General features: G+C 65.6%; 11 protein-coding genes. 8 read left to right on the forward strand and 3 right to left on the reverse strand.

Translation table 11 applies throughout. The features are described 5' to 3' along the window. Positions 1-376 precede the first annotated feature (376 nt). From PX701_RS02020 to drmB, 4 genes are read left to right on the forward strand one after another with little or no spacing between them, the layout of a single operon-like run. The gene (locus tag PX701_RS02020) at positions 377-5,098 is read left to right on the forward strand and encodes a sacsin N-terminal ATP-binding-like domain-containing protein (protein ID WP_275505332.1); all 4,722 of its coding nucleotides are present in this window, start codon (positions 377-379) and stop codon (positions 5,096-5,098) included. Further along, positions 5,095-6,612 (forward strand): NERD domain-containing protein, encoded by a 1,518-nt coding sequence (locus tag PX701_RS02025; RefSeq protein ID WP_275505333.1) that lies wholly within the window; start codon positions 5,095-5,097, stop codon positions 6,610-6,612. Before PX701_RS02020 ends, PX701_RS02025 begins: the two co-directional genes overlap by 4 nt. Beyond that, a complete protein-coding gene (locus PX701_RS02030) occupies positions 6,609-9,803 on the forward strand; it encodes a helicase-related protein (protein ID WP_275505334.1) in 3,195 nt (1,064 codons plus the stop codon). Before PX701_RS02025 ends, PX701_RS02030 begins: the two co-directional genes overlap by 4 nt. Beyond that, positions 9,784-11,595 (forward strand): DUF1998 domain-containing protein, encoded by a 1,812-nt coding sequence (gene drmB / locus PX701_RS02035; protein ID WP_275505335.1) that lies wholly within the window; start codon positions 9,784-9,786, stop codon positions 11,593-11,595. Before PX701_RS02030 ends, drmB begins: the two co-directional genes overlap by 20 nt. A 22-nt stretch (positions 11,596-11,617) precedes the next feature. Here drmB and PX701_RS02040 read toward each other — a convergent pair whose 3' ends face one another. Further along, positions 11,618-12,046, reverse strand: a complete 429-nt coding sequence (locus tag PX701_RS02040) for a very short patch repair endonuclease (RefSeq protein ID WP_275505336.1) — start codon at positions 12,044-12,046, stop codon at positions 11,618-11,620. 279 nt (positions 12,047-12,325) lie between these two features. Between PX701_RS02040 and PX701_RS02045 the strand changes: the two genes are divergently transcribed. Then, positions 12,326-13,858, forward strand: coding sequence for a DNA cytosine methyltransferase (locus PX701_RS02045; RefSeq protein WP_275505337.1), 1,533 nt, complete (start codon positions 12,326-12,328; stop codon positions 13,856-13,858). Between the two features lie 79 nt (positions 13,859-13,937). Here PX701_RS02045 and PX701_RS02050 read toward each other — a convergent pair whose 3' ends face one another. Next, entirely contained in the window at positions 13,938-14,450 is a 513-nt protein-coding gene (locus tag PX701_RS02050) for a hypothetical protein (RefSeq protein WP_275505338.1), read from the reverse strand. Positions 14,451-14,638: 188 nt separating this feature from the next. Here PX701_RS02050 and PX701_RS02055 point away from each other — a divergent pair, with 188 nt between their 5' ends. The 3 genes from PX701_RS02055 to PX701_RS02065 all read left to right on the forward strand — a co-directional run bounded on the left by PX701_RS02055 (position 14,639) and on the right by PX701_RS02065 (position 17,332). Continuing rightward, positions 14,639-15,904, forward strand: coding sequence for a sensor histidine kinase (locus tag PX701_RS02055; RefSeq protein WP_275505339.1), 1,266 nt, complete (start codon positions 14,639-14,641; stop codon positions 15,902-15,904). 77 nt (positions 15,905-15,981) lie between these two features. Beyond that, positions 15,982-16,572 (forward strand): response regulator transcription factor, encoded by a 591-nt coding sequence (locus PX701_RS02060; RefSeq protein ID WP_275505576.1) that lies wholly within the window; start codon positions 15,982-15,984, stop codon positions 16,570-16,572. 55 nt (positions 16,573-16,627) lie between these two features. Further along, the gene (locus PX701_RS02065) at positions 16,628-17,332 is read left to right on the forward strand and encodes an NADase-type glycan-binding domain-containing protein (protein ID WP_275505340.1); all 705 of its coding nucleotides are present in this window, start codon (positions 16,628-16,630) and stop codon (positions 17,330-17,332) included. 47 nt (positions 17,333-17,379) lie between these two features. On the opposite strand, the gene PX701_RS02070 is transcribed toward PX701_RS02065, so the two are convergent. Then, positions 17,380-18,144 carry a DUF4328 domain-containing protein gene (locus PX701_RS02070; protein ID WP_231429906.1) on the reverse strand — a complete coding sequence of 255 codons (765 nt, stop codon included), beginning with the start codon at positions 18,142-18,144 and terminating at the stop codon, positions 17,380-17,382. Positions 18,145-18,200: the final 56 nt, after the last annotated feature.

Here is an 18,200-nt window from a genome sequence, read left to right on the forward strand (position 1 = left end):
GCGGGGCGTTGATTTGCGAGGAGCCTGCCGCCAGCAGGCTCCGAACCACGTGCGGGGCGGCGCTGCGGTGCCTGCCCGCGCATCTGATCGGTGAGACCACGAAACGCGACTTCGTGTTCGTTCGAGACCGCGAAGGCAAACGCGTCCAGCGTGGCATTCATCGCCGCGAGCTCATCTGACGTTCAAGGGGCCGACTGACCGAATCGGGTGCGGTCGCTCCGAGCTGCTGGTCCCCCTAACGGGGGATGCGACACGAGGCTTACGGGGCGCCATTGTGTGGGCATTTTTGTAGGCTATTTTTCACTGTGTCCTGCTGATCGCTGCAGTGCGCGGTGGAACCGATGAGGGGGGCACGGTCGTGGAAAATCAGTCACTGGTGACGTTCGACCGCCAACAATGGGAGCCCGACCCGTCGCTCGTGCGGGAAGTTGAGGATCAGTTCGGTCGGACCATCGAGTCGTACCGGATCCATGCGAACCTGGTCTCCGAGCACGCCAATCATGAAGAGTCGATCCGGACAGGCGGATACGCGAACCGGACGCTGCTCGAGCTGGTTCAGAACGCAGCCGATGCGTTGGCGGGTGCCGAGGACACGGGGGCGGCGAACGCCGGTCGCGTAGAGATCGTCCTGGATACCGCCAACAGTGTGCTTTACTGCGCGAACGCGGGAAGGCCATTCTCCATGAGCGGCTTGACGGCCGTCACGATGGCGTACCTAAGCGAAAAGCGCGGCGACGAGATCGGTCGCTTCGGCCTCGGGTTCAAATCGGTGCTCGCTGTGTCGCAGGCGCCGCAGGTGTTGAGCCGCTCGATCTCGTTCGAGTTCAACTCTGCGAGGGCTCGAGCTGAGCTGGCGAAGGTTACTGCCGCCAAGCGGTATCCAATTCTTCGCACCGCTACGGTTCTTGACGCTGCAACAGAGCTGGAGCGCGATCCGGTGCTTGCGGAGCTTGGATCGTGGGCCACGACGATCATCAAGCTCCCCGCAGCAACAAACCTCGACCGGTTGCGCGACGAGATCAAGGAATTCACGTCGGAGTTCCTCTTGTTCGTGGGCGCAGTTCGAGAGGTCCGGCTGCGTGTGCTCGGGGACGAGCCGTTCGAGACGAGCCACGTCTCACGGGATCTGGGCGACAAGAGGTTCAGGATCGAGCGGCCGGACGGCAGCGGCGACGAGTGGATCGTCGACAGTACGATGCACAAGCCGTCGGCAGCAGCGCGCCACGAGGTCGGCGAGGCGGTGTCACGCGAGGCGGTCAAGGTCACGGTTGCGGTTCCGGTGCAGCGAGGCAGGCTCGCCAGCGGGCAGTTCTGGTCGTACTTCCCACTCCAGGACAAAACATCGGTGGCGGCGCTGCTCAACGCGCCATGGAGCGTCAACGACGACCGGACGAACCTTCTGGACAACAGCTACAACCAAGAGATTATTACGACACTCGCCGGCCTCTTCGTTCCGCTGCTCTCGGGATTGCGGACCGTTGATGACCCCGCCGCGCACCTCGATTATCTCCCTGCGCGTGAGCGTGACCAGGAGAGTCGCGGTTTTGCCGGCGACGTCTTGCGCACGCACATCCTGAGCCTGGCCGGTGCGGGCAGGTGTATCCCCGACAAGCGTGGGACCCTGCGGAACGGATCAGAGCTTCGGCCGCTCGACCCCGGCATTCGCTTCGACTCAGTCGTGCATCAGGGGTGGGCGGTGTCACCCAACACGGGTGACGACGTGCCCGCCTGGCAGTGCTACAAGACGCCACAGCGGGCGACGCGACTCCGGGATCTGCTCCTGGTCGCCCAGGAACCGGACCTCGATCCGAGTGCTCGGGATGTTCGGGTTGCGATGGAGCGCATGCCCAAGCGAGGACTGCTGACATGGCTTCGAGAGTGGGCTGAGGGCGATGACCCGGTGTCCTCGGCCAACGCGCTCAAGACTGTCGTCGCCAACCTCTCGCTCGAGGACATCACCGCAGCACGGGTCATTCCGACCTCCGACGGCATGAAGTCGCTCGACGACAGCAGGGTCGTCTTCCTCCACCAGGAGGAAGACCTCGTCGTCGACGGCGCAGTGTTCGTCGACCCGTCGTTTCTGGCAGAGGACCGGGTCGAGGAGCTGCTTCGCGGCCGGGGTTTCCGCGATCTCGACCCTGAGGCGATTCTCAACGCACGGCTGGCAACGTTGCCCGTCGAGCCGAGCAGCGACGATCTCGAGAAACTGTGGGACGCCGTCGTCTCGGTGAGCCTGCCGATCGCCATCAAGACGATGGCAGCCTCCAACGCCTCGATCATGGTACCCACGTGTGACGGCGCCTGGGCCTGGCCCCAACAGGTGATCGACCTCGATGTGACGCTGCCGGAGCGGTTTGCTTCGCGGCTCCTCGACCGACGTCGTTGCATGCCGGACGTCGCGCACAACCTCGGTGTCGCCCAGAGTCCGGTGCCGGATTTCTCGCTCGAAGATGAGACAGAGTACGAGGCGTACGTCGCCGCCACTCTGAAGGTCCTCAACACGAGGCGCGGACCGGGCGAACGTCCCGTGGAGCGCGTGGAGGTCAGCCCGGGTGAAGGACCCGGACCGTTTTCTGTTTTGCTGATGTTGAGGGATGCCGAAGCGCCCGAGCAGGTGCGTGCATCGTGGACCACCGCGCTCCTGACGCTGCCTGAGCGTAGCTGGTTGTTCGAGGATCTCGACACCGGACGCACCCATGCAGTGCTTCCACCGTCTCGATGGGCCGTCCAGGAAGCGGGACTACTCGCGTCCTCGCGAGGTTTCCGGGCGCCCAGTGACATCGTCGCACCTTCGCTCGTGCGGTTCGGCGCGCTCCTCCCACTCTTCAAGGGCACACACCATGTCCAGGCCGCCCTCGAGCTGCCGGACGAGCTCGAAGCGGTACCACCGCATGTGCTTCGGGAGATGCTCGAATCGGATCTCTTCCCGTCGGTCGACGACTCGATCCTGGCTGAGTTCGTTCTCACTGCGACGAGGGTGGGGTTCCCGGGCGAGAAGCCGTCGACGATCCCGGCCAGAGTCAAGCGTGTCGTAGAGCCGCACGCCCCGTCAGCGGTGTTTCTTGCGTCCACCGACGAGGAAGAAGAGATCCTTCGGAGTCGCCAGCGCCCGTTCTTGAGGGTCGAGCCGGAGCAGGTCGAGGAATTCGTCGAGACCGTGGGGTGCCGGCGGTTCGCCGACAGCTTTTCCTTCGCAATGGTCGTCGAAGGTCAACAGGACGCTCAGCGCATACTTGACGTCTACACCGGCCTGCGAGCGTCGTACGGTGCCGTCCTGGGGTCTGCGAAGGTTTCTCGCGCACTTCTGATTGCCAAGAGGGTCGCTACCGACGACGGCGTCGAAGACCAGCCGCGTGACTGGTACCTCGACGGTCAAGACTTGATCGTTCGTTCTGACGCGGACGAGCGGCGCATTCTTGAGTTCATTAACGAGGCTTTCGAGCTCCGGCTCGACAACCTTCGGCTTTCTGCAGTGCTCAAGGCGGGCCTCGACCACCAGCTCGAGCTCCTGCGTCAGCAGGCGCGGTCCATCGAGAGTGACGCCGACCGCCTTGACCTCTACATCGGGCCAGATGACCTCAAGGATGCTCTGCCGACGGGCCTTTGGAGTGCACTCGAGGCGCAGGGGCTGGTCGACAACGACACGTCAGTGGCCGAGCTCTTCCTGACTGTCTACGGCTCGGACTCGCTCCGCATGCTTGAGACCTTGTTCCGTGAGGCGGGCTTCACAGACGTTCCCGAGCGCTGGGCCGGCCTCCCTGCAGCCATCTCGTGGGCGCGGAAGATGGGCTTTGGGCCAGAGTACGCTGGTCAACGCAACCAGCCACGGCCGGAGGAGTTCGTCGTCGCTGGCGCGGTTCGACTGCAGAAGCTGCACAGCTATCAGAAGAAGATCAGCGAGGACCTTCGCACGGTTTTGACGCAGCCATCCCTCGAAGGACCGGCGCAGAAGGCGATGGTCGAGCTCCCTACCGGCGCGGGCAAGACTCGTGTCGCGACCGAAACGGTATTGCGATTGTTCGCCGACGAGGTCTTCTCGGGCACGATTCTTTGGATCGCGCAGTCGGCGGAGCTTTGCGAGCAGGCGGTGCAGACCTTCCAGACCGTATGGCGGTACCTCGGCGACGAGCGTCCGCTGACGATCGGTCGACTCTGGGACACCAACACGGTCCACGAACCCGACACCGAGCTCTCGGTCATCGTGGCAACTGACGCGAAGATCGGCGCGGTCATGGATCGGCCGGAGTACGAGTGGCTCAAGACACCACGGGCGGTGTTCATCGATGAGGCCCACCGCGCAGGCGGATCGAAGGAGTACACGGCGATCCTGAAATGGCTCGGTGTGGACGGACGAAGTTGGGAGCGCCCCCTAGTCGGCCTTTCGGCGACACCGTTCAAGGGTCGTGCGGGCGACCACAGCGGAACGAAGGAGTTGGCGGCGCGGTTTGGAACGAACCGCCTTGCCCTCCCTGGTGAGGACGCGTATAAGCAGTTGGTCAGGCTTGGGGTGCTCGCGAACGTGAAGCACGAGGTGCTGCCGTCCGGCGTTGAGGTCGACCTCAGCACTTCGGAGCGCAGCGCCCTGCAGTCGAAGAAGCTCATCGACCGCAACGTGTACGAGCGAATTGGCCGAAACGAGCAGCGCATGAAGGTCCTGGTCGGGCACATTCTGCAGACTCTCGACGAGCACCCAGAATGGCCCATCCTCGTCTTCACGCCCAGCGTGCTTTCCGCACAGGTGCTTGCCGCCTCGCTGCGGTACCGGAAGGTCGCGGCGGAGTCCGTCAGCGGCCAGACAGGGCGCCAGCAACGACGAAAGGTCATTCAGCAGTTCCAGGACGGTGAGGTTCAGGTCCTCGCCAACTGTGACTTGCTCGTCCAGGGCTTTGATGCCCCGGGTGTCAGAGCCCTGTACATCGCTCGCCCGACCTTCAGCCCCGGCGCCTACATCCAGATGGCTGGCCGCGGCCTGCGTGGCAAAGAGAACGGTGGAAAGGAGGAGTGCCTCGTCGTGGACGTCGCCGATAACTGGGGTGCGATGAACGACTTCCTCGGATATCACGACTACGAGGAGCTCTGGACGGAGCAGCGCGGATGATCCTTGTTCCCTCGCTGGCGGATATCGAGACTGCGTCGCGCAGTGAGGCAGAGCGGAGAGTTGCTCGCCTACTTCGCGAGGTCGAGGCGGACAGTGACGCCGTCGCCTTCTACTCCGTGGGCCTTCGCTCTCACGCCTACAAGCAGCAGGCAGAGGTCGACTTCGTCGTCCTCTGGCGCGGCACGGTCGTCGTCGTCGAGGTCAAGGGCGGCGGCGTGCGCAAGCACGACGGAAGCTGGTACAGCATCGATCGTCGTGGAGACTGGCACAAGCTCGGTACGTCCCCGATGGAGCAGGCTCGATCGGCGGCGTACGCGCTCCGAAGCATCCTCAAGGAACACGGCCTCGGCTGGTACGCGTACGAGGCCGTGGTGGCCACGCCCGACATCGATGCTCCGCCCAGCTCGGTCGACTGGAAGCCAACGCACTGGCTGGCACGTGACGCCATGACGGCGACAGGCCTCTCACTGGCGCTTGACGCCGTCGTCGCGGGCACACGGCGCGCACCGCATGGCGAAAGAATCGCACGGACCGACGACCTGCGCGCGCGTCTGTTTGGCGAGTTCACCCGAATGCCGGTGGTCGATGCACAGCGTGGTGCGGTGATCGAAGAGCAGAACCGGGCCACCGCTGGCCAGGCTCGTGTTCTCGCGGCGCTCGCGCGCAACCAGCGCGTGCTCGTCTGCGGCGGTGCGGGAACGGGGAAATCCTTGGTCCTCGTTGAGGCTGCCAAACAGGAAGCGGAGCAGGGGCGATCAGTGCTCGTCACCTTCAGGTCACCGCTACTCTCGCAGTACTTTGAACCGCACCTTGGGGAGCGCGCGGTTGATGTGATCCCGTTCGATGATCTCAAGGGATCTGGACCGTACGACGTCGTGCTCGTAGACGAAGCACAGGACATGATGACGGCCGAGGCGATGGACCGCCTTGACGCAGTCATTGCGAGCGGCCGCGAGGCCGGTCGCTGGCGGATGTTCCTCGATCCCAACAACCAGGCGCACGTCGACGGCGACTATGACGCCGACGTCGCGGAATTGATCACCAATGAAGCGATCACGGTCGACCTTTCACTGAATGTTCGCAACACGCGTGCGATCGTCCACGTTGTGCAGGAGTATCTAGGAGCGGACGTCGGTGACCCGGGCGTCGTGCACGGAGAGCGAGTGGAGTGGCACACGACAGATGACGCCGTCACCGTCAGCGACGGTGTGAAGATCGCCGCCGACCTCGTGGCGGACGGAGCGAGACGATCCGAAATCTGGGTGATCGACACACGCTCCGTCGCGGCGCCCACCACTGTCAACGGCGTCATGGTGACCAGTCCTCGCTTTGCGAAAGGCCTCGAGGCTGAGCACGTCATCGTCTGTGGGCTTCCTGAGGCGCTCGGCACGTCGGGGACGGCTGCCTTCTACGTTGCGGTGACCCGCGCTCGGGTCTCCCTGCATGTGGTGCTCTCGAAGGAAGACAGGCGTCGGCTACAGCAGCTGGTGCGGCAAGGGATGGCGAACCGATGACACTTACTCGTGCACAGGAGCTCGTGCTCTCGCATCTGACGTCGGCTTACGTCGGACCGGACAGTGGCGACGTCGAGGTGCTTCAAAACCCGCCGAACAGGCAGTATGCCGTTGGAATGCTGTTCCCGCGGGATGCCGCGACCGACGCCGACGACGGTGTGAGCGAGCAGGCGGGCGTAGAGGCTGACGTCGACGGAATCATCGCGTTCGACGGTGAGATGGAGGAAAACGGATCGGCTGTCCCGATCGCCGAGGATTGGAGACCGTCGTCCGCCGCGATCTCGTTCATCACCGACAGCGACGCGGTTGTCTGTGACGTCGCGGGCGCGACGTATGCGGCTGTCGCAGGCGACGGGCCGCCGAGCTGGCGTCGGACGCCGTTCGCCGTTTGCGACCTGGTCCTTGCCCCGGACCATCGGGTTTATGAGCAGACTGTGGGCGACGTCCCGATCGAGATCGGAAGCCGCTGGCGGCCTTTTGGGGACGCACATCTTGTCACGGTCCACCTGCGCGTTCTGGCGACGTCGACTGGCGATGACCGCCTAGACGCGACAAACACGCTGTACCAGGTTGCGCTCGCCGTATCTCCGGGTGACGCGGGGGCGATCCGCGAGTACGACACGCGCCGCGCATTCGACCTCGACGACGAGTCGGCGGAGCTGCGTCTGCGTTTCAGGAACCGCAAGGTGTACGCCGTCGGACATGGCATGGCTGCCGACTGGACAGTATCCGACGGCGTGTGCACACAGGTCCGTTTGGAGCCGGTCCCGCACTTCGTCGTTCCTGACGTGGAGACGACGGGGCTCGAGGACGGAACGCGCGAGGCGGAGGCTCTGCGTCTCGACCACCTCGCGACGCTCGACGAGAACACAGAGGACGTTATCGCGTCGCTGCATGCCTTCGTTCGAGCGTTCGGTGCATGGATCGACGAACAGGACGGCCGGGCCGCCGCGTTCGGTCCAGATCGCGAAATTGCTGAGCGCATCGTGGGTCGCTCGCAGTACGCCCTGAAGCGCATGAATAGATCGCTTGACATGCTCGGCGCCGCCGAGAACGGCACTCTTCGGGCCGCGTTCTCTCTTGCCATGGCCGCGATGCGCCTGCAGATGCGACAGGCATCGCTCAACCGCGATGGGAGCCAACCGGAGCCTAGGTGGCGGCCCTTCCAGCTTGGGTTCCTCCTCGTCTCCCTCGCGTCGACCGTCGACGAAACCCACGAGGAGCGGGGCCTTGTCGACCTGATCTGGTTCCCGACGGGCGGTGGAAAGACCGAGGCGTATCTTGGGCTCGCCGCGATCGAGATCTTCCGCAGGCGACTGACCGACGGGGCGGAGGGCGGCGGTACCGCGGTCCTCACTCGCTACACGCTTCGCCTGCTTACCTCCCAGCAGTTCCAGCGCGCTGCCTCGCTGGTGTGTGCGATGGAGCTGCTCCGCCGTCCCGACAGGATCGGCGACCCACGTGCGAAGGCCATGACCCCGTTCTCAATTGGGCTCTGGGTCGGCAACGAGGTGACTCCAGGGACGCGCCGGGATGCTCAGGCAGCCCTCGAGCGTCTTCACAAGGCGGCTCGGCCTGAGGAGGCGAACCAATTCCAGGTCGAGAGCTGCCCTTGGTGTGCCACACCTCTGCTTCCCAGCCGTCGTTCGTCCCGACTGAACGAGTACGGCGTACGAATGGTCGGCCGCGACGTTGTCATCCACTGCGTGAACCCGTCGTGCGAGTTTGCCGACGAGGTTCCTGTGTGCGTCGTCGACGAGATGCTCTACGAGAACCCTCCGACCGTTCTGCTTGCGACGGTCGACAAGTTCGCGCGTCTGCAGTTCCGCCCTGAGGCTGGTCGCCTACTGGGCCTGAACACCCCGTTCCGACAGCCGTCCATGATCATCCAGGACGAGCTGCACCTTCTGTCAGGACCCCTCGGCACCACCGTCGCGGTCTTCGATGCAGTGATCCAGATGCTGCTCGCCTCCAGTGGGTCGATGCCGAAGATCGTTGCGTCGACTGCGACGATTAGAGCTTCGGACGATCAGGTGCAGGGACTTTACGGTCGGCCCGTTGCCCTGTACCCGCCGTCAGGCATTGACGACGACAATACGTTCTTCTCGCGACCGGTCACGAGCGGCGAGGGGCGCCTGTATCTCGGCCTCATGCCACAGGCCATGTCGCAGATGTCGGCCACCGTCTCCGCCTCGGCCCCACTTATCGAGATCCCAGAAGTTCTGCGGCGGAGCCCGGATGCCGGAACGAGTCTTGACGCCTACTGGACCGCGGTGTTGTACCACAACAGTCTTCGCGAACTCGGGCGGACGGGGACCCTGGTGGTCGATGACGTCAACGCGCGCCTCGAGCCTCGCGCTGACCGTCTGGGACACGAACTCCGCACCGTTCGCGCCGGGCGCGTGCTGGAGTTGACGAGTCGGCGCGGCCCGGAGGAACTGCCCAACGACCTGAGGGAACTGCGCCGGAGCGCCGATGAGTCCGACCAAGCGGTCGACGTCGTCCTGTCGTCTAACATGCTTTCGGTCGGCATCGACATCCCGCGCCTTGCTCTGATGCTCATGGTCGGCCAGCCCAAGACCACGTCCGAGTACATCCAGGCGACCAGTCGGGTCGGCCGGGGCAAGGTCCGCGGCGTCGTGACCACGCTGTTCCGTTCGAACCGTGCACGGGACCGATCACAATTCGAGACGTTCCGTGGTTATCACGAGGCGCTCTACCGAAGTGTCGAGCCGACGAGCGTCACGCCTTGGTCGCTCGCATCTCGCGAGCGTTCTCTTGCCGGTGCACTTGTGGCGCTGATACGTCATCTCGGCCCCGGGCTGGCATCGAATGACGCTGCAAAGTACCTCGATCTTGATGACGTTGCGCAGCGTTCCACAATCGACGCCCTGGTCAGCCGATTCCTCGAGCTGGTCGAGCGGGCGGACGATGTCGAGACATCAGATACGCGCGAGCGCATCACCATCCTGCTCAATCAGTGGGACCGACGCGCGCGCGATGCTCGTGAGGCAGGTGAGAACCTGTTGTACGACCGTGTCAAGGTGGACGACGCAGCGTTGTTCAGGCGATTTGGGCAGCCAGGGGAGGGTTGGCTGGTCGCCGACTCCATGCGGTCTGTCGAGCCCAACGTTGCCGTCGAGATACGCGAACCGTTTGAGGAGGGGTCCAGTGCAAAGGATCAAGCATGACCTGCGGCTGTCGGAGACCGTCTCGCCGTTCGGCGTCGGCGCCGTCGTGGATATCCGAGGAGAGTCGCTCATTGCTCCGGACACCTCCTGGTGGGATGCGCGCTACGCGCCGGAAATCCACTGCGATCGACTCGTCGAGCGGCTCGGCCCCAGCGTGCTACGAGAAGCGCCCACGCACTCAGGCCGGGCGGGAAAGAACACCGCCGGCTTGTTGTACTGGAGGTTTCCTACCTGGCGATTCTGCGAACGGTGCTCCCGGCTCTCGCAGCGAACTGGCAAGGACCGGGGGAGGTGGACCAACAAGTGCGACTGTGGGGGGATGCTTGTCCCGATGCGGTACGTCGCCGTGTGCGAGAAGGGCAGCCACCTCCAGGACATTCCATGGTTCAAGTGGAGCCACCGCGGCCACGATGCGGGCATCACCGAGGCCGTTCGTCTCTGCCGGGCGTACAAGGAATTGCGGTTCGTTCGCTCGGCCAGGCACGGCGAGGGTCTGAAGTCTCTGCGGGTAGAGTGCGGCGGCTGCAAACGCTCACGCCCAATATCCGACCTGGTTACAAAGGAAGCACTCGCCCGCGACGGCATCCGCTGCAGGGGCACTCAGCCGTGGGAGGAGCCGCTGCCGACGAATGCGTGCGAGTATCCGCTGATCGCCGTCCAGCGTGGCGCGACCGGCAACTACATCGCGGAACGGATCTCGGCGCTCGACATACCCGAGGAGAAGCCGCAGTCCGTCGCCCTTATGGATGCCATCCGGGCGCACGACGACTTCGGCCGCGTCGTCGCTGACAACGGCGGGCCCAAGGCTGAAATGATCGCGGGCTGGATCGCTGACGAAGTGGGCGCGACGATCGAAGACGTCCTGGACCTGGCATCTGCAGGGGGCGATTCGGGCGACGACGTCCTCGCTGATCTCAAGGACGGCGAGTGGGCGGCATTCATCAAGAAGCTCGGATCCCCAGGGCGTGACCACAGCGAGGGTGACTTCGTCGTTGACTCTTGGTCAACTGCAGATCAGCCTGGCATCCCCGCGATGCTGTCCTCGCGGCTGACCGCGATCGGCCAAGTTCGGCGAGTGCGCGAGGTCAGAGCCCTCAAGGGCTTCCGTCGCTACTCAGCTGACGCCGAGCTTATTCCGGCCGATCTCTCTCTCGAAGGCAAGCGCAGGCGCACACTTCCAGCCATCGAGATGTACGGAGAAGGGATCTTCCTCCGGTTCAGTGAGGAGTTCCTCACCGGGTGGGAGCAGGGCGCAGAGGTCCGGGCCCGGGCCGGGATCCTGGTCGACCGGCGGTCGAAGACACCGTGGGCGCAGCGCCTCGCCATCCCGGAAGCGCGTTTTGTTGCGCTGCATACGATCGCCCACCTGCTAATCCGCCGACTAGCCTACGCGTCTGGGTACTCGTCCGCGTCGCTTCAGGAGCGGATCTACGCGTACACAGACCGCCCTGATCGCGCGGCAGGAGTATTGATCTACACCGCGGCTGGTGACGCGCAGGGCACGCTGGGCGGCCTCGTTCGACTCGGCGATCCCGACAAGCTGGTCCCGCTGCTCCTTGCCGCACTCGACGACGCCGACGTTTGCTCGAACGACCCGGTGTGCATCGAGAGCGACAGGCAGGGCTCCTCGAGCCTCAACCTGTCGGCATGCCACGGCTGCTCGCTCGTGAGCGAAACGTCGTGCGAGACCGCGAACAGGCTGCTCGACCGTCAGCTGGTTCTCGGCGGGCATGACGTACCGGGGCTGCTGGAGGGCCTTCTGGACGAGATCCGTGCGCTCAGCGCTTCGTAGCCCCTTCCTGCGGCGTCGGATGTCAGTTGCGTGCCTGGACGACTGAGCAGATGCGGTCGGCGACCGATTCCGGGCCTTCGTGTTCCCAAAACCGTAGGACGCGCCAGCCGGTGGATTCCAGCACGTCATCCGTCTCAGCGTCCCGAGCTTTGTTTTGCTGGAGCTTGAGGGCCCACCAGTCAGCGTTCGCGCGTGGCTGAGTGCCGTGCTCTGGGCATCCGTGCCAGAAGCATCCGTCGAGGAACACCGCGACCTTCGCCTTGGTGAAGGCGATATCGATGCTCCGCCGCACCATGCCCGGCACGGGGTACGCGACGCGGTACCGAAGGCCGCGAGCGTGCAAGACGCGACGAACGTCGACTTCCGGCTTCGTGTCTCGTCGCCGTGCCGAGCTCATGCGCCGGCTCACGGCCGGGCTCGATGCCCCTGGGTGGGGGCCGACGTTGGGCATAGGAACCACGGTAGTTGAAACGCTGGAGCCTACGGCGGGTGGCGGTCGCGCTGAGCGTTGGCGGGCTGGGCGGTCGCTGTTCTCCATCGCAGTTCCTCTGGCGGATGCCTTCCTTTCGCGAAGAACAAATGAAGGATAAGGCATTCATTCAACGCATATGCGTCGCGAGAGGTTCGGGGAAAACGCGCCTAAGGTGAGGGGCCCGCGAGCGCGACACGCGAGCATCGCTCTGCGATGGTCCGGCCGCTCGCTGCCGACAGCGCTGGCTAATATTGACTAGTGACATCAGAGGGACACCGCCGCGCCCACATCACTGTTCTTGACCTTTTCGCGGGCTGTGGCGGCCTGACTGAGGGGTTCCATCAGTACCGTCCTGAGGGCAGCGCGGGTCCGGTGTTCCAGAGCGTCGGCGCGGTCGAGTGGGAGCCAACGGCTGCAGCTTCGTACGCGGCGAATTTTGGAGCCGGGTCATCTCGACTTGGCGGCCTGGAGGCACCGGAGATTGTCTGCCGCACCATCGTGGGCTGGGAGCCGCATTGGGAGCCAGGCGATATTGATGTAGTGGTTGGTGGACCACCCTGCCAGGGTTTCTCAGGACTCAACCGCGAGAAGGTGCGCCCAGAGAGGAACACGCTGTGGGAGGAATTCATCCGCATCGTTGTTGCGCTTCAACCGAAGGTTTTCGTAATCGAGAACGTCGACCGATTCCTCCGATCCGCGGAGTTCAGTGACTTGAAGTTCCGCATTGGTGGGGCGAACCTTAGGAACTACCGCCTCGTCGATCCAGGCTCGAAGCCCGGTGAGACCGAGTCGGAGCGCGACAAGCGCTACTTGCTGAACGCAGCCAACTACGGTGCCGCGCAAGCCCGAAGGCGCGCCATCGTGATCGGTGTTCGTACCGACGCCGGTTTGCCTACTGACTTGATGAGTTACCCCAAGCCGACACACTCCGGAGACACTCTCCGACGGGCGGCACGGCTCAAGGGGGCGGCGCCTTCGCCCGGCGCGGGCGGCGAGGAGACTGCGTGGGCGACCATCGACGAGTTGTTCAGGGAGAGCGCAAGCAAGGAAATCGCCGCCGACCTGCCGGCCGTCGAGGCACGCCAGGTCCCTGGAATCGAAGGCAGGTTCGCTGGCCCGTTCCTGACCACTGACCTTCACATCGGCCGCAAACCGGAGCCGATCTCCCTCTCGCGCTATCGCGCTATCCCGAAAGGTGGGAATCGAAAGGACCTCCGCGGCCGATACGCATGCCGATTTGATGACGGCGACGAGCTCATCCTCCAGACGGTGAATGAGCACAGAAGAGACGACGGGACGTTGAACGTGCCTGGTGCGCACTTCGTCGTGGTCAACGGGGCCAGCACAGAGCGTCGAGTCACCGTGCATTCTGTCAGCTCCTTTGAGCAGCCGCCGGCGGCGGGAAGCCGTCGTAGCAAATCTGAACTGTTTCACGCCGTTGTTACGGACGGCGATGTGGATCGAAATGCTGTGCTCGAGTACCTTTCTACCGAGGCGTGGGACTCGCATGACGCCGGCTCAGGGGACGTCATGGGGCGGCTCCGCAGCGGTGCACCCTCTGTGACGATCCGCACGGAGTTCTTCAAACCCGAGAAGGGGCGGTACCTCCACCCGATCGAGGACCGCCCGATCACACACTTCGAAGCGGCGAGGCTTCAGGGCTTTCCGGATGATTTCAAGTGGTACGGCTCCAAGCTTGAGATCGCAAAGCAAATCGGCAACGCCGTGCCCATCCCGCTTGGCCGCAAGATTGCTGAGTCGATCTACACGTACCTGCGGCAGGCGGAATGAGTCCGCTCGTGACGAGAGAAGCGATCACGGCTGTGGGCTCAACCGTGTCTCGCGCTTGATCAACCGACCTCCGGCTGTACTACCGAACCAGCGCCACCCCGAGTGACGCCGCCACGCCAGCCGCAACACCCCAGATCACGATCGAGACGATCTGCCACGCGATCACGGCGTTGCGGTTGGCGCCGAACGAGACCATCGCTGCCGAGGTGAACTGGCTGGGCAGCACGAACGGGCCGAGCAGGCTCACGCCGGCGACGCCGTACTTGTCGAATGCGCGGCGCACCTTCTCATTGCGAGACGATGAGCGGTCAGAGGCGAGCGAATCGGCCGATGCCCCGGCACCAGCGGCAGCCGCCCGCCCCGCCACCACCTTCGACCGCACCCCGCTCGCGACGAACACGAACCCAAGCATCGAGAGCACGTTGCCGATCACGGCCACGCCGATCGCGACCGCGGGCGGCAGCCCGATGAGCACGCCGACGACCGAGCCGAAGTACGAGTCGATGAACGGAACGGCCGAGATGAGCATCACCCCGAACCACTGGAGGAAGTCGGGGAGCGAGGAGGCGAAGTCCTGGAGGGCGTTGAGCATGACGGGGCCTTTCAAGAGGTGAAACGAACGGGTGCGGCGTCCCTTCGACGAGCTCAGGGCACGAACCGCGCTGATGCATCAAGCCTCCGAAATCGTGCGAAACCCCGGGCAGTGCCGCCGCGTCACCCGTTCCCGTGCGAATCACACGCGCCCGGCGTGACAAATGTCACTGGCATAGGCTCGGGCGCATGCCTGCCGAACCTGCTGCGCGGAGCGTGCACACGACCTGGGTGTACACGCTCGGGTCGATCGTGTTCTTCTTCGGGTTCTTCGATTTGATCGTTGGGCTGAGCATGCTCGAGACGGTTGTGAATGTGGGCGGTGGTCTCGATACGGCGCTGCGCGCCTACTCGACCGACCAACTCTTGGCGATCGCGGTATTGGCGCTCACGGTCATCGCAACGGCCACCCAACTGCGCTACTGCTGGTTCCTCCGCGTGGGACGCGGGGGCGGGCTGCCGCACCCCGGATGGACGGTGGCGCTCATCGTGCCCGCCGTACTCGTCTGGGTCATCGGCTTCGCCGCCCCGGGCGACGCACTCGTCGCCGCCGTGCCGCTGTGGGCCGCGGCATGCCTCATCGCCGCCTTGCTGCCGAAGCCGCAGCGGCGACTCACCCTTCTAATCGGCGCGATTCTCACGGCCGCGCACATCGCGATCTTCACCGCACTGCGCGCCACGCCGGCTCCCGATGGCCCGCAGGGCTCGAACACCTTCATGATCGGCCTCTTCGCCGTGATGCTGCCGATCATGCTGCTCACGAGCCTCTGGTGGTGGGAGGTCGTCGTGCAGCTCGACCGCAACCGGCGCACGGCCGCCGAGCTCGCCGTCACGCAGGAGCGGCTGCGCTTCGCCTCCGATCTGCACGACATCCAGGGGCACCACCTGCAGGTGATCTCGCTGAAGTCCGAGCTCGCCGAGCGCCTGCTCGAGCGCGACCCGGCAGCCGCGCGCGAGCTCGTGCACGAGACCCGCATGATCGCGAAGGAGGCTCTCGAAGAGACCCGCTCGCTCGTCGCCGGCTACCGCACGGCCGCCTTCGACGACGAGCTCGAGAACGCCCGCGAAGTGCTCACCGCCTCGGGCGCCGCGTGCGAGCTGCGGGTCGGCGCACTCCCGGCGGATGCCGCCGCGCAGAGCGCGCTCGCCTCGGTCGTGCGCGAGGCGACGACGAACATCCTGCGCCACAGCGAGGCGACGGCCGTCACCATCGCGCTCGCCACGACGGGCGGGCGCTGCGAGCTGCGCATCGCGAACGACGGCATCACGACCATGGATGCCTCGGCGCCGGCCACCGCCCGCACCACCGGGTCGCGCACGCCCGGCTCAGGACTCGCGGGCTTGCGCGATCGGCTCGCCGCCGTCGGCGGCACGCTCGAGCACGACCAGGATGCCTCGGCCCGCACCTTCGAGCTCAGGGCCACCGTGCCCGTGCGCGCAGAGGTGACGGCATGAGCAGCGCGAGTGGCACCAGCGCCGCGGTGGGTGAGGCCGTCGCGGACGAGGCCGGCGCCGCACGAGGCATCCGCCTCATGGTCGCCGACGACGAGCACCTGATTCGCGGCGCGCTCGTCGCCCTGCTCAATCTCGAGCCCGACATCGAGGTCGTCGCGACCGCCGACAACGGTGCCGCAGCTGTCGAACAGGCGATCGCCGCGCGGCCCGACGTGTGCCTGCTCGACCTCGAGATGCCGGGCGCCGACGGCATCGAGGCGGCCGCGCGCATCCTCGCGCAGGTCTCGACGCGGGTCGTCATCGTCACCCGGCATGCCCGCCCGGGGGTGCTGCGGCGTGCGCTCGCCACGAAGGTGGCGGGCTTCGTGCCGAAGTCGACGCCGGCCGAGGAGCTCGCGCACGTGATCCGCGACGTCGCCGCCGGTCGCCGCTACATCGACCCCGAGATCGCCGCCGCCGCGCTCACCGCCGAACGCTGCCCGCTCACCGACCGCGAGCTCGACGCGCTGCGCTTCAGCCGCGGGGTGATGAGCGTGCAGCAGATCGCCGACCGCCTGCACCTCGCGCAGGGCACCGTGCGCAACTACCTCTCGTCGGCGATGACGAAGCTCGATGCCGGCTCGCGGCACGAGGCCGCCGAGAAGGCGTGGCAGCAGGGGTGGATCTGAGGGTCGCGCCCAACGCACCGCACATGGGGGTTTCGGCGGGTCCGCGACATCCCTAATGTCTGAAGTCGACGGGGGAGTCGGCATGGCGGGCGAGCACAACAGCACCAGTGAGGGGGGCGCCGAACCCGCCGCGCGCCGTGACCGGTGGGCAGGGCTCGGCACGCAGGCGCTCGTCGGCGTGGTCGCGGGTGTCGTCGCCGGGGTCGTCACGAGTCTGCTGCTGTGGCTGACCCCCGTGGTGCGCGAGACGTGGCTGTCCGAGCCGAGCTGCGACGATCCGGACGATCTGGTGATCGCGACGCCGATCGCCGTCGAGGCGTCGGGCCACATGCAGAGCGACCCGATGGCGGTCGACGCGGAGCACGGGCATCCGGCCGGCGATGCGATCGACGGCGATGCGGGCACCGCGTGGGCGGAGGGCGCCGACGGTACCGGTCGAGGGGAGTGGATCGAGGTCACGCTCGAGCCGGGTACCGACCTGCGCATGATCTGCATCGTGAACGGGTATGCGAAGACCTACGCGCTGTACCGCGAGAACTCGCGGGCGCGGCAGCTCGAGGTCGCGACCGCGCATGGCACGCGGGTGTCGGTGCTGGGCGATGCCGGTGCGGGGTCGTTCCAGCGGTTCCGCCGCTTGGGCGTCGTGCCGGGCTCGACCGATCACGTCACCCTCACCATCAGGACCACGTGGTCGGGTGCCGGCGACGAAGGCGCCTACGACACGTCGATCAGCGAGCTGGAGTTCTGGCGGGCGGGGTGAGCGCGTCGCCGCTCACCCCGCCTCCCGAATTCGTTGCGGTGCGGTCGTCAGGCCGCGAGCGAGTGCACAGGCTCGGCGGCGCGCTGCACGATGCCACGGGTGATTCCGCGCACGACGAGCCACGCCATCGGTGCGGCCGCCACGAGGAGCACCTCGCCTGCGAGGCTCAGCCACATCGCGACACGCAACGTTTCGAGATCCTCGGCGGCCAGGTAGAGACGGGTCGAAGCCTGGATGACGTAGTTGCTGACGACCCAGAGCAACCACCAGGCGATCTGCCAAGAGGGTCGGGTTCGCCCGACGGCTCGCCAGAGGTCCGAGATGTTCTGGTACGGGAACCAGAGGCTGATGATGGGCACGAACCAGGCTCCGGCGTGCCAACCCGGTGCGCGGCGCGTCTGGCCGATGACCTGCTTGGCGACGCGGTACTGCCAGATCACCCAGATCACGCCGGTGGTGATGAGGAAGACCGACGACAGGATGCTGACCACGAACGTGCCCTGGTCGTACAGGTCGAACCGGTCGAGGGTCGTGTCGTCGCCGCTGAGGAAGTCGGCGACCGCGAGGATGCCGAATGCCTCGACGCCGATGGTGGCGACCGATAGCACGACGCAGACGATCAGGAGCACCTGGGTGACCAGCGCGAGCTTCGAGATGGTCTTCACCGCACCCGGTCCCTGGTCGGGCTGCAGGCGGGCCTGCTGCGGCTGCGGCTGTGTCCACCGTGCGCCGTCCCACCACCAGTTCACCGGCGATCCGTCGGGCGCCGGGTACCAGCCGGGTGGGGTAGCGGTAGGGGCGTTGTTGGTCATCGTTGGCTTCCTCGCGGATCTTCGTCGACACGGCGTGCGATCCGGACGGTTCTCTC

It is taken from the genome of Agromyces chromiiresistens (assembly GCF_029167465.1).
In the GTDB taxonomy this organism is placed as follows: domain Bacteria; phylum Actinomycetota; class Actinomycetes; order Actinomycetales; family Microbacteriaceae; genus Agromyces; species Agromyces chromiiresistens.